The sequence below is a fragment of the Streptomyces sp. NPDC088261 genome, assembly GCF_044740805.1.
GTDB lineage: Bacteria > Actinomycetota > Actinomycetes > Streptomycetales > Streptomycetaceae > Streptomyces.
In genome coordinates, this window is the sequence record NZ_JBIURL010000011.1 from 209135 (window position 1) to 220620 (window position 11486).

Sequence of the window (11486 nt, forward strand, 5' to 3'; positions counted from 1 at the left end):
GCGATCCCGGGACCGTCGGCCTCTTCAGCCTGATGCACACATGAAGGGGGCAAAACCGCACACACTCCTCACGAAATACGCCCCCGAGACCGCTTCCACCGATGAAATGCCCGGCGAAGCGCCCATGATGGTAACCGGCTTTCCGCTCAGCTCCCCAGTTCGCGACGGAGCCGGCCCTCGTCCACCCGCCAGAACGTGTGCTGCTCCCCGTCCACCAGAACCACCGGAATCTGCTCCCAGTACGCGCGGTGCAGCGCCTCGTCCTGAGTGATGTCCTTCTCCTCCCACGACGCCCCCGTCTCCGCGCACACCTTCTCGATCACCGCGCGGGCGTCGTCGCACAGATGACACCCCGGCTTCGACACGAGCGTGACCATCCGCTCCCCCGCCTTCCTCTTCCCGCGCCGCGACAACGGATTCCGTATCAATGGACTCATGCGGCCATTCTCCGCCCGCGCCGCGCCGTCCGGCGCCGGACGTCCACAGGCGCCCCCTGGTTGCCTGATTAACAGACCGGTCGTGGAGAGTTCACCCCCCGGCATCCCGGCTCGTGGGGAAGCACCGAACAGACTGGCTATGCTCACGACATGGCCGCACTGGGATGGCTCACTCCCCGTAGGCGCTCCGCGACAGCCCGGAGTGTGCTGGCGGGCGAGGCCGCAGCCGAGGCAGGACTGAAGTCCACGCAGGAATCGCAGGACGCGCTCGCCGCGGGCGCCGCGCCCGCCGGCGGCGACACGCGCGTGCCCGACTTCCCCGTCTTCGGGGACGCCCGCGCCGCCGCCTTCTTCGATCTCGACAACACCGTGATGCAGGGCGCCGCGATCTTCCACTTCGGCCGGGGCCTGTACAAGCGCAAGTTCTTCCAGCGCCGCGAACTCGCCCGGTTCGCCTGGCAGCAGACGTGGTTCCGGCTGGCCGGCGTCGAGGACCCCGAGCACATGCAGGACGCCCGCGACAGCGCGTTGTCCATCGTCAAGGGCCACCGCGTCTCCGAGCTGATGTCCATCGGCGAGGAGATCTACGACGAGTACATGGCCGACCGCATCTGGCCCGGCACCCGCGCCCTCGCCCAGGCCCACCTCGACGCGGGCCAGCAGGTCTGGCTGGTCACCGCCGCGCCCGTCGAGACGGCCACGATCATCGCCCGCAGGCTCGGCCTGACCGGCGCCCTCGGCACCGTCGCCGAATCCGTGGACGGCGTCTACACCGGCAAGCTCGTCGGCGAACCCCTGCACGGCCCCGCCAAGGCCGAGGCCGTCCGCGCCCTGGCCACCGCCGAGGGCTTCGACCTGGACCGCTGCGCCGCGTACAGCGACTCGCACAACGACATCCCGATGCTCTCGCTGGTGGGGCATCCGTACGCGATCAACCCCGACGCCAAGCTCCGCAAGCACGCGCGCCGGCTGGACTGGCGGCTGCGCGACTACCGGACCGGCCGCAAGGCGGCCAAGGTCGGCATCCCGGCGGCCGCCGGAGTGGGCGCCCTCGCGGGCGGCACGGCCGCCGCCGTCGCCCTGCACCGCCGCCGCCGCTGACACTCCCCGCGCGTCAGCGACCGCGATCGCGACCGCACCGCCACAACACCACGGCCACAAGTCCACCGCCACACCCCGGGCGCCCCGCCCGGGGTGTTTCGCGATCCCGGCGTTCTACCCGCGCGTCTCTCCCCGTAGTCGCCGTGACGACACTCCGCCACAACCCATCACCGCAACACACAGATCTTGACCAAATCTGATCAGCAAATGGTCACCATGTGCTACTTGATCCGCCGCTTAGCCGCCACAGAAGCGACGTAATCGATGATTTGAGCAACTGGGTGTAGCGCTGCCTGTACGAAGCGTTATTCTCCTCAGACGCATACCGGACCCCACCCGTCACCACGGCGAGTGAACGGTCCCGCACTGCACGTGATGGAAGCTCTGCCTCTGGGAGTCCCGTGTACCCACACGTCGGGGTTGACGCCTCGGGCCTGGCTACGCTGCGCGCAACGGTCCTCGACCATTTGCGCGGCTTCGTCCCCACCGCGTACGCCGTCCCCGCCTTCGCCGCACCGGCCCCTGCCGTGAGCGGCCCTATCGGACCTTGTTATGCCCTGGCGAGCGGCGGTGCGGCGGTCGGCAGACGGGGAAGCCGAAGCGGCGCCGCCGCCTCGACCACCGCCCGCCGGCCCACCGCCGACAGCGACAGCGCCCGCATGATGGAACTCGTCGAGCGCGCCCAGGCCGGTGAGGCCGAAGCCTTCGGCCGGCTGTACGACCAGTACAGCGACACCGTCTACCGCTACATCTACTACCGCGTGGGCGGGAAGGCGACCGCGGAGGACCTCACCAGCGAGACGTTCCTGCGCGCCCTGCGCCGGATCTCCACCTTCACCTGGCAGGGGCGAGACTTCGGCGCCTGGCTGGTCACGATCGCCCGGAACCTGGTCGCGGACCACTTCAAGTCGAGCCGGTTCCGGCTCGAAGTGACCACGGGCGAAATGCTCGACGCCAACGAGGTCGAGCGCAGTCCCGAGGACTCCGTCCTGGAGTCCCTCTCCAACGCGGCGCTGCTGGAAGCCGTACGGAAACTCAATCCCCAGCAGCAGGAGTGCGTCACACTGCGCTTCCTGCAAGGCCTCTCGGTCGCCGAGACGGCCCGCGTCATGGGCAAGAACGAAGGAGCGATCAAGACCTTGCAATACCGAGCCGTACGCACCCTGGCCCGCCTGCTCCCCGAAGACGCCCGCTGACCGCCGACGACTCAACTCACTTTCGGTGACGCCTCGATGACTCACTGGTCCGATCATCCTTCGCGCGTAACCCAAGTGCCGAGCCGCTCGTTGTGCGGGATGCAGGCTCCCTGCGGTCACGTCACGCTCGCGGCCATTCACCCGATGGTGTGGATGCGCTCAAGGTGTGCAACCTTCCGGACCCCCAGGGGAGTCGATCGTCATGACGAGAGGAGGTGCCGCCAGTGATCGCGAACGTTTCGGCACACCGGCGGGCGAACGCCTTCGCCCAGGCCCTGGACGACCGGACGGTTCAGGGCGAGGCGGCCGAACAGCCCGCCGAGTCGGCCGAACCGGCCGAACAGGGGCGGCTGTTGGCCCTGGCGAGTGGTCTCGGTGACCTGCCGAGACCCACGCTGGACCCCGAGGTCAAAGTGGTGCAACGAGCACAGCTCGTGGCCGCCATGGAGGCCATGCTGCTCGAAGGCACAGCCGGCGGAGGTATGTCCTCGGGCACCACGGTGCCCGAGCAGCGGACGTCCGGCCGGGGTGCCCACCGGGCCTCCCCGCTCCGGAAACTGCGCCCCAGATCCCGGTGGTCCAAAGGCCTCGCGGCCGGCGGACTCACGGTCGGGGTGGCGGCCGGCGCGTTCGGCGGGGTGGCCGCGGCCAGCTCCGACGCCCTGCCCGGCGACTCGCTCTACGGGCTGAAGCGCGGCATGGAGGATCTCAAGCTCAACCTGGCGGACGACGACTCCAGCCGGGGCGAGCTCTACCTCGACCACGCCTCGACCCGGCTGAACGAAGCGCGCAGGCTGATGGAGCGCGACCGCGCCGGCCACCTGGACCACGAGTCCCTGGGCGAGATCAGACGCGCCCTGAGCGGGATGAAGCACGACGCGACCGAAGGTCACCGACTGCTGCACCAGGCCTACGAACGGGACGGCTCCCTCGGCCCGATCGCCACCCTCTCCTCGTTCTCCGCCTCCCACCGCCAGGCGTGGAACGGACTCCGCGAACGCCTGCCCGTCCAGCTGACGGACGTGGGCGACGAGGTCAGTTCGGTCTTCGACGCGATGGACGAAGAGGTCGCCCCGCTCCAGTCGATGCTGCCGCGGGCCCCGGAGAGACACAGGACCGAGCCCCGGCCCGGCACCCCGCAGGACTCCCCGGGCACCCCCCGTACCGCCCCCACCAGCGCACCCGCCACACCCGGCACCAGCGAGAGCGGCTCGCACACCAGCGACACGCCGCGCCCCTCGGGCTCCGGTTCGGAGCACGCCTCGGAGGAGGGCCTGCTCGGCGGCAAGACCGGCGGCCTGCTCGACCCCCCGCCGAACGGCGTCCTGCCGTTGCCGTCCGCACCCAAGGACAGCACCGACCGCCCGGGTCCTGACGTCACGATCCCCCCGCTGCTGCCCGACCTGCTCCCAGGGCTCGGCATCCACGCGGACGACGCGGACTAGCTCACGGACACAGCTGAGGCGGGGCTCCCACCAGGAACCCCGCCTCAGCCACACCCTCGGAAAGTCCGGCGCGGCGTCAGAAGAACACCGACCGCCGCTGCACCAGCAGCTTGTACAGCGTGTGCTGGATCTGCTCCCGCACCTGATCCGTCAGGTTGAACATCAGCATCGGATCCTCCGCCGCCTCCGGCGGATACCCGTCCGTCGGAATCGGCTCCCCGAACTGGATCGTCCACTTCGTCGGCAGCGGCAGCGCCCCCAGCGGCCCCAGCCACGGAAACGTCGGCGTCAGCGGGAAGTACGGAATGCCCAGCAGCCGCGCCAAAGTCTTCGAGTTGCCGACCATCGGGTAGATCTCCTCGGCCCCGACGATCGAACAGGGCACGATCGGCACCCCCGCCCGCAGCGCCGTCGAGACGAACCCGCCCCGGCCGAACCGCTGGAGCTTGTACCGGTCGCCGAACGGCTTGCCGATGCCCTTGAAACCCTCCGGCATCACCCCGACGACCTCGCCGCGCTCCAGCAGCCGCTCCGCGTCCTCCGCGCACGCCAGCGTGTGCCCGGCCTTGCGCGCCAGCTCGTTGACCACCGGCAGCATGAACACCAGATCGGCCGCCAGGAGCCGCAGATGCCGGTCCCCTGGGTGGTTGTCGTGGACGGCGACCTGCATCATCAGCCCGTCCAGCGGCAGGACCCCCGAGTGATTGGCCACCACGAGCGCCCCGCCCTCCGACGGGATGTTCTCGATGCCCTTCACCTCGACCCGGAAGTAGTTCTCGTAAATCGGCCGCACCAGCGACATCAGGACCTGTTCGGTCAGGTCCTTGTCGTACCCGAACTCGTCGACCTCGTAGTCCCCGGTGACCCGCCGGCGCAGGAACGCGAGACCGCCCGCGATCCGCCGCTCCCAGCCGCCCGGCTCACCGCCCGTACCACCGTCGGCGCCCTCGGCGTCCCCGCCCGCCGCACCACCGTCACCGCGACCCGCACCACCGTCCGCACCGCCGCCGGCCGCCCCCTCGGGGCCACCGCCCGCCGCCCGGACCGCGTCGTCCGCCTCCGCGCCGGCCGCCGCGGCCGCCGCCGACAGCCCGCCCAACGACTCCCCGCCGTCCGGGAGACCGCCGTCCTCCGAGGTCTCGGGTTCAGGCTCCGGTACGGGCGTCAGCGGACCCGGCTTGCGCCCCTGGCCCGCCCCCGTACCCGGCCCGGAACCGCTCCCGGCCCCGTGCCCCCGCTTCCCGGCCCCGTCCTTGGCCTGCTTGGGGGCCTGCTTGGGACGGCCCCCCGCCCCCCGCCGCCTCGGCTCGTCGCCGAAGGGGATCACCTTGGCATCGGCCATGTCAGCTGCGCTCCTTGCTCGCGAGAGTGCGGACGGCCGTGGAGAGCCGGTCGACCGCGTGGGCCACCGCCTGGGGCGGCAGCAGCCCCGCACCCCGGCTGCGGGCGAAGTCCGCGAAGGCCTGCGCCGTGGAGTACGTCGGTTCAAACCCCAGTGTCTCGCGCATCTGGTCCGTACTGACGACCCGGCCGTGGGTCAGCAGCCTGATCTGCTCGGGCGAGAAGTCCGTCATGCCGACGGTACGGAGCGCCGAACCGACCCAGGTGACGGCGGGCAGCAGCACCGGCACGGTGGGCCGCCCCAGCCGCCGCGAGCACTGCGAGAGCAGCAGCACGCCCTCGCCCGCCACGTTGAAGGTCCCGCTGTTGAGCGTCCCGCGCCGCGGCTCGTCGGCCGCGATCAGCAGGACGTCGATCACGTCGTCCTCGTGGACGAACTGCAACCGGGGGTCGTAGCCGAGGACCGTCGGCAGGACGGGCAGCGCGAAGTACTCCGCCAGCGGCGAATCCGCCGCGGGCCCGAGGATGTTCGCGAACCGCAGCACACAGACGGCCACATCGGGCCGCCGCCGCGCGAAGCCCCGTACGTACCCCTCGACCTCCACCGCGTCCTTCGCGAAGCCGCCGCTCGGCAGGGACTTGGGCGGCGTGGTCTCGGTGAAGACCGCCGGATCGCGGGGCGCGGAGCCGTACACACTCGTACTGGACTTCACGACCAGCCGTTTGACGGTCGGTGACTTCTGGCAGGCGCCGAGCAGCTGCATCGTGCCGATGACGTTGGTCTCCTTGACCGACGCACGGCCGCCGGTGCCCAGCGGCGTACCGGTCACGTCCAGGTGCACCACGGTGTCCACGCGGTGTTCGGCGAGAACTCTCGCTATGGCGGGCTGCCGGATATCGGCGCGGACGAATTCCGCGCCACCCAGCTGGTGCTCGGGAGGAACCGCGTCGACGGCGATCACCCGGTCGACGTCGGAGTCGCGTTGAACGCGCCGTACGAAACGGCCTCCGAGCTGCCTGGCCGCTCCGGTCACGAGCACGACCTTGCCCAAGATCAGCGCCTTCCCTAGCACCGGGTGGTCTTCCGACGTCACCGTAGCGGGTCGGTATTGCCCGGGCGTGACCGCACGACCCGCCGGACAGCTCTTTTGGCCGAAGAAACACCAACGGGCCCGGAACGCCGACAAGCCCCGAACACCGACGGCCGGGAAAACACCAACGGCCCTCCCGCCATGTTCTGGCGGAAGAGCCGTGAATGCACGAACAGCTGTCGCGGAACGCCCCCGCCGGAGCGGGAACGGACTACTTCTTGTTACGACGCTGAACGCGGGTGCGCTTGAGCAGCTTGCGGTGCTTCTTCTTGGCCATCCGCTTACGCCGCTTTTTGATAACAGAGCCCACGACTACCCTCGCTCACTTCTCTTCACTCGGTGCGGGGCGTCTGGGCCCACACGACCTACGTCGGCCTAGCCTACCCGTCACCGAGTGAGAGACGTAATCCGAGTGCACGCCCTAGGCGGGCTGGACCCCCACAAATGACTCGCGGAGGTACTCGTGAACCGCTTGCTCCGGAACCCGGAAGGACCTGCCCACCCGGATCGCCGGCAGATGACCGCTGTGCACCAACCGGTACACCGTCATCTTCGACACTCGCATCACCGAGGCGACCTCCGCCACGGTAAGGAACTTGACCTCGTTGAGAGGCCTCTCGCTGCCAGCAGCCATGACCCACCTGTACCTTCCGCACGCGGCGGCCACCGGCTTCCCCTCCGGTGACTCTTCGTCGCTGTGCGCTCACGCCCCAGACTAGGGGCGGGTGGTGCGAGTGGGGAAGAGGAGCAGCCTACGGCGGCCTACTGTGACAGACACGCTCGATTGAGTACATAGCGAGTAAGCGGCAGGTAGTAAGCGGACCGTACGGCGTCGTCGAGCGGTACGGCGACGGCCACCCGCCCCTCCGCCTCGCCGACGAACAGCGCGGGATCGTCCGTGTCCGCGAGACCGATGGCCTCGAAACCCAGCTGACCTGCCCCGCAGACCCATCCGTGGTCCCCCACCACCAGCCCCGGCAGGGGCCCCCGGGACGCCACCAGACCGTCCAGCGCCACCCGGACGGGCAGCGGCGAATGGGTGTGCGCGCCGGTCTCACTCCGGGCGTACGGCAGGTCCGGTTCACGCATCAACGCAACTCCCCGTACGTAGTCGAGGCGGTACGTGCGTACCCCGAACCGGGTCGTTATGTCGATACATCTCCCCTGTGCCGGGGTGAGGACGAGACATCCCGCCGCCGACAAAGCGTCTGCCAGGGCCGCGTAGAAACCGAGCAGCCGCCCCGGGTGCCCCGTACCGAACAGCACGGGAACCCGGTCCGCCGCCGCCTCCCGCAGCCGCTCCGCGAAGGCGTGCAGCGCGGACAGCGTGCGCTCGGGGTCGATCTCGTCCGCGCCCGACACCCGACCGGGATCGGACGAGACGCCACACTTGTCCGCCATCAGCCCCAGCACGTCCCGTTCGCTCCAGGGGCGTTCGGGATCCAGCCCGAGCAGCACCCGGGGATCCCTGGCCGCGAAGAGCCGGTAACTGCGCAGACTCCTCTCCCGTGACGTGGCCACAGGACCGGCCAGCCTGGCCGCCAGCAGATGCGCCCGCAGGGCTCCGGTGCTCAACACCCCGCCGATGCTGCCCGTTCCGGCGCCCGCGGGGGACCGGAACGGCCGCAGAACCCCACCGTTGGCGTAACGGCCGGGCAGCCGGCCCCGGTCCGCGTCAGGGCAGCAGCCCCCGCAGGGGGAACACCGCCTTGCGCGTCGCCAGGATCAACTGGTCCAGCCGGTCGGCCGGATCGTACCCGGAGTCCCACGCACGCCACTCCGGCGTCCGCCCGTCCGTCATCCGCCCCGGCCCCAACTGCCGCGTCAGCGCGTACACCTCGTCGCGCCACGCGGCGGGCACCACCGACTCCGGATCGATCGGCGCGTGCGCCGCGATCGCCACCAGATGGGTCCAGGATCGCGGCACGACGTCCACCACCGCGTACCCGCCCCCGCCCAGGGCCACCCAGCGCCCCTCCTCGACGTATTCGTGCGCCAGGTCGTGGCAGGCCGCCTGGACGGCCCGCTGGGCGTCCAGGGACACCGCGATGTGCGCCAGCGGGTCCTCGAAGTGCGTGTCGGCGCCGTGCTGCGTGACGAGCGCCTGCGGGCGGAAATCGGCGAGCAGTTCGGGTACGACGGCGTGGAAGGCCCGCAGCCACCCCTCGTCGCCGGTCCCGGCCGGCAGGGCGATGTTCACCGCGCTGCCCTCGGCCCCGTCGCCACCGGTGTCCTCGGGCCAGCCGGTGCCGGGGAACAGGGTGTGCGGGTGCTCGTGCATCGAGATCGTCAGGACCCGGGGATCGTCCCAGAACGTCTCCTGGACGCCGTCCCCGTGATGGACGTCCACATCGATGTACGCGACCCGCTCCGCACCCAGCTCCAGCATCCGCGCGATCGCCAGCGAGGCGTCGTTGTAGATGCAGAACCCGGACGCCGACCCCGGCATCGCGTGGTGCAGACCTCCCGCGAAGTTCACCGCGTGCGCGTTCTGCCCGCGCCACACGGCTTCGGCGGCCCCCACGGACTGCCCGGCGATCAGCGCCGACGCCTCGTGCATCCCGGCGAACGCCGGGTCGTCGGGCGTACCGACGCCGTACGACCCGTCGGCGTCGCCCGGGCGCTCCGAGAAGCGCCGTACCGCGTCCACATAGTCCTGTTGGTGGACGAGCCGCAGGGTCGAGTCCCCCGCGGCCGGCGCGGACACCACCTCCGCCACCTCGTCCAAGCCGTACGCCCGCACCAACCCCATGGTCAGCGCGAGCCGTACGGGATCCATGGGGTGGCTGGGTCCAAAGTTGTAACCCGTTACCCCGTCATCCCACATCAGCCGTGCGCGAGCGCTCATGCCCGCCACCGTATCGGGCCGGGTCCGCCCCGAACGAGCGGGTGTATACAAAAGTCACCAGGACCATGACCATTGGTACGAGCATCGCGCCCCGGTAGCTCCAGGCGTCGCCGAGGGCCCCCACCAGGGGCGATCCGACCAGGAACCCCACGTAGTTGAAGATGTTGAGCCGGGCCACGGCCGCGTCACTCGCGTCCGGGAACAGCCGCCCGGCCGCCGCGAAGGTCTGCGGCACGATCACACAGAGCCCCAGCCCCAGCAGGGTGAACCCGGCGATCCCGGCCCAGGCCCCCGGCGCCACCGCGACCACACCGAACCCGAGGCCCGCGAGGAGCGTCCCGCACCGCACGACGGCCACGGCCCCGAAACGCCGTACCCCCAGATCGCCCACCGAGCGGCCGAGGAGCGTGGTGACCATGTAGGCGTTGTACGGGACGGTCGCCAGCTCCTCCGAACTGCCGAGGACGTCGTGGAGGTACTTGGCGCTCCAGTTCGACACGGTGGAGTCACCGATGTACGCGAACGCCATGACGAGACAGAGCGGCAACAGCAGCTTGAAGACCAGGGGCTTGGCGACCGCTCCGGGCGCGCCGCCACTGTCCTGGGGACCGTACGGGACGGTCTCGGCGGCCTTGTACCAGTGCCCGCCGACGAGCGCGGCCGGCACCAGCACGGCCACCACCGGCAGATACGAGACCAGCAGCGAGAGGTCCAGGTGCACCCCGGCCCAGGCGAGCGAGGCCCCGGCGATCCCGCCGAGACTGTACGCCGCGTGAAAACCGATCATGATGCTGCGCCCGTACGCCCGTTGGAGGCGCACCCCAAGCATGTTCATCGAGGCGTCCAGCGCCCCCATCGCCAGCCCGAACGCCGCCAGGGCGAGGGCGAGCTGCCACACCTCACGGCCGGCGCCGACCCCGAGGAGGGCGAGGAGCAGGACGGGCTGGGTCCCCCGCAGCAGCGCACCGGGCCGGACGCGGAGGACCAGCTTCTCGGTGACCACGCTGCCGACGCCCGCGAGGATCGGCACGGCGGCGAGGAAGACCGGCAGGACGGCGTCGGATATGCCGTACCGGTCCTGGATGCCGGGGATACGGGTGACGAGCAGGGCGAAGGCCACCCCCTGGACGAGGAAGCCCAGCGCCAGGGAGGCCCGTCCGTGCCGCAACCGCACATCTGTCATGGCGGGACAGCGTAGGGCGCCGCCCTACCCCTGGGTAGACGGATCGCCTGGGTAGATGGATCAGGCGAGCAATCCGGGCAGTTCGTCCATGGTGGAGAAGTACCCGTCGGCCCCGGAGAGCCGCGCGGCGGGCGTCATGGCGGTGAAGGCGTACACCTCCATGCCGGCGGCCCGCGCCGCGGCGACACCCAGCGGACTGTCCTCGACCACCACACAGCGATCGGGGGCCACCCCCATGCGGGCGGCGGCGTGGAGGAAGAGGTCGGGGGCGGGTTTCCCCCGCCCGACGTCCTGCGCGCTGAAGAGGACGGCGTCGTCGAACCACCGGTCGAGCCCGGTCTTCCGGTGCCCGACCCTGATCCGCTCGTGGCTCCCGGAGGAGGCGACGCAGTACGGGACGCCGTCGGCGGCCAGCTTCCCCAGCAGCTCCTCCACCCCGTCGACCGGCTGCAACTCCCGCTCGAAGGCGGCGAAGACGCGTGCGTGCAGGACGTCGTCGAAGTCGGCGGGCAGAAGCTGGCCGGTGCGTTCTTTCACGAGGTCGTGGACGCGGTGCACGGCGGCTCCCATGTAGTCGCGCAGGGAGTCCTCGTAGGAGGTGGGGTGGCCCAACTCGGTGAGATAGCCGGCCAGGATGGTGTTGGAAAGGGGCTCGCTGTCGACAAGCACACCGTCGTTGTCGAAGATAACCAGTTCGTAGCGCATGCCTCTGACCTTATGACCCGGAACGCAGGAATGCCCTGTACCAGAAGGTACAGGGCATTCCCACGATCAAAGATTGTTCGGCGGCGTCCTACTCTCCCACAGGGTCCCCCCTGCAGTACCATCGGCGCTACGAGGCTTA

General features: G+C 70.4%; 12 protein-coding genes. 3 read left to right on the forward strand and 9 right to left on the reverse strand.

What is annotated here, in order from left to right; all coding sequences use genetic code 11:
* Window positions 1-146: 146 nt before the first annotated feature.
* Window positions 147-437 carry a glutaredoxin family protein gene (locus tag ACIODU_RS22515; protein WP_401769635.1) on the reverse strand — a complete coding sequence of 97 codons (291 nt, stop codon included), beginning with the start codon at window positions 435-437 and terminating at the stop codon, window positions 147-149.
* A gap of 150 nt (window positions 438-587) precedes the next feature.
* Between ACIODU_RS22515 and ACIODU_RS22520 the strand changes: the two genes are divergently transcribed.
* The 3 genes from ACIODU_RS22520 (at window position 588) to ACIODU_RS22530 (ending at window position 4179) form a co-directional block, all read left to right on the forward strand.
* Window positions 588-1538, forward strand: a complete 951-nt coding sequence (locus tag ACIODU_RS22520; RefSeq protein ID WP_161312900.1) for an HAD family phosphatase — start codon at window positions 588-590, stop codon at window positions 1536-1538.
* 401 nt (window positions 1539-1939) lie between these two features.
* Window positions 1940-2734, forward strand: coding sequence for an ECF subfamily RNA polymerase sigma factor, BldN family (locus tag ACIODU_RS22525; protein ID WP_356432233.1), 795 nt, complete (start codon window positions 1940-1942; stop codon window positions 2732-2734).
* Window positions 2735-2958: 224 nt separating this feature from the next.
* Window positions 2959-4179, forward strand: a complete 1221-nt coding sequence (locus ACIODU_RS22530) for a DUF5667 domain-containing protein (protein WP_356432231.1) — start codon at window positions 2959-2961, stop codon at window positions 4177-4179.
* A gap of 76 nt (window positions 4180-4255) precedes the next feature.
* On the opposite strand, the gene ACIODU_RS22535 is transcribed toward ACIODU_RS22530, so the two are convergent.
* The 8 genes from ACIODU_RS22535 to ACIODU_RS22570 form a co-directional block, all read right to left on the reverse strand.
* Entirely contained in the window at window positions 4256-5521 is a 1266-nt protein-coding gene (locus tag ACIODU_RS22535; protein WP_401769636.1) for a lysophospholipid acyltransferase family protein, read from the reverse strand.
* A gap of 1 nt (window position 5522) precedes the next feature.
* Complete coding sequence (locus ACIODU_RS22540) at window positions 5523-6572, reverse strand: NAD-dependent epimerase/dehydratase family protein (protein WP_356432227.1); 1050 nt, start codon at window positions 6570-6572, stop codon at window positions 5523-5525.
* 250 nt (window positions 6573-6822) lie between these two features.
* Window positions 6823-6921 carry a 30S ribosomal protein bS22 gene (locus tag ACIODU_RS22545; RefSeq protein ID WP_003948845.1) on the reverse strand — a complete coding sequence of 33 codons (99 nt, stop codon included), beginning with the start codon at window positions 6919-6921 and terminating at the stop codon, window positions 6823-6825.
* A 111-nt stretch (window positions 6922-7032) separates the two neighbouring features.
* Window positions 7033-7245: a helix-turn-helix domain-containing protein gene (locus ACIODU_RS22550; protein WP_161312241.1), complete on the reverse strand. Its 213-nt coding sequence runs from the start codon at window positions 7243-7245 to the stop codon at window positions 7033-7035.
* A gap of 128 nt (window positions 7246-7373) precedes the next feature.
* Window positions 7374-8189, reverse strand: a complete 816-nt coding sequence (locus ACIODU_RS22555) for a phosphatase (protein WP_401769637.1) — start codon at window positions 8187-8189, stop codon at window positions 7374-7376.
* Window positions 8190-8286: 97 nt separating this feature from the next.
* Window positions 8287-9459: an acetoin utilization protein AcuC gene (locus ACIODU_RS22560; RefSeq protein ID WP_401769638.1), complete on the reverse strand. Its 1173-nt coding sequence runs from the start codon at window positions 9457-9459 to the stop codon at window positions 8287-8289.
* Entirely contained in the window at window positions 9428-10642 is a 1215-nt protein-coding gene (locus ACIODU_RS22565; RefSeq protein WP_401769639.1) for an MFS transporter, read from the reverse strand. The genes ACIODU_RS22560 and ACIODU_RS22565 overlap by 32 nt, the downstream gene beginning before the upstream one ends.
* Window positions 10643-10702: 60 nt before the next feature.
* Window positions 10703-11347 carry an HAD family hydrolase gene (locus ACIODU_RS22570; protein ID WP_401769640.1) on the reverse strand — a complete coding sequence of 215 codons (645 nt, stop codon included), beginning with the start codon at window positions 11345-11347 and terminating at the stop codon, window positions 10703-10705.
* Window positions 11348-11486: the final 139 nt, after the last annotated feature.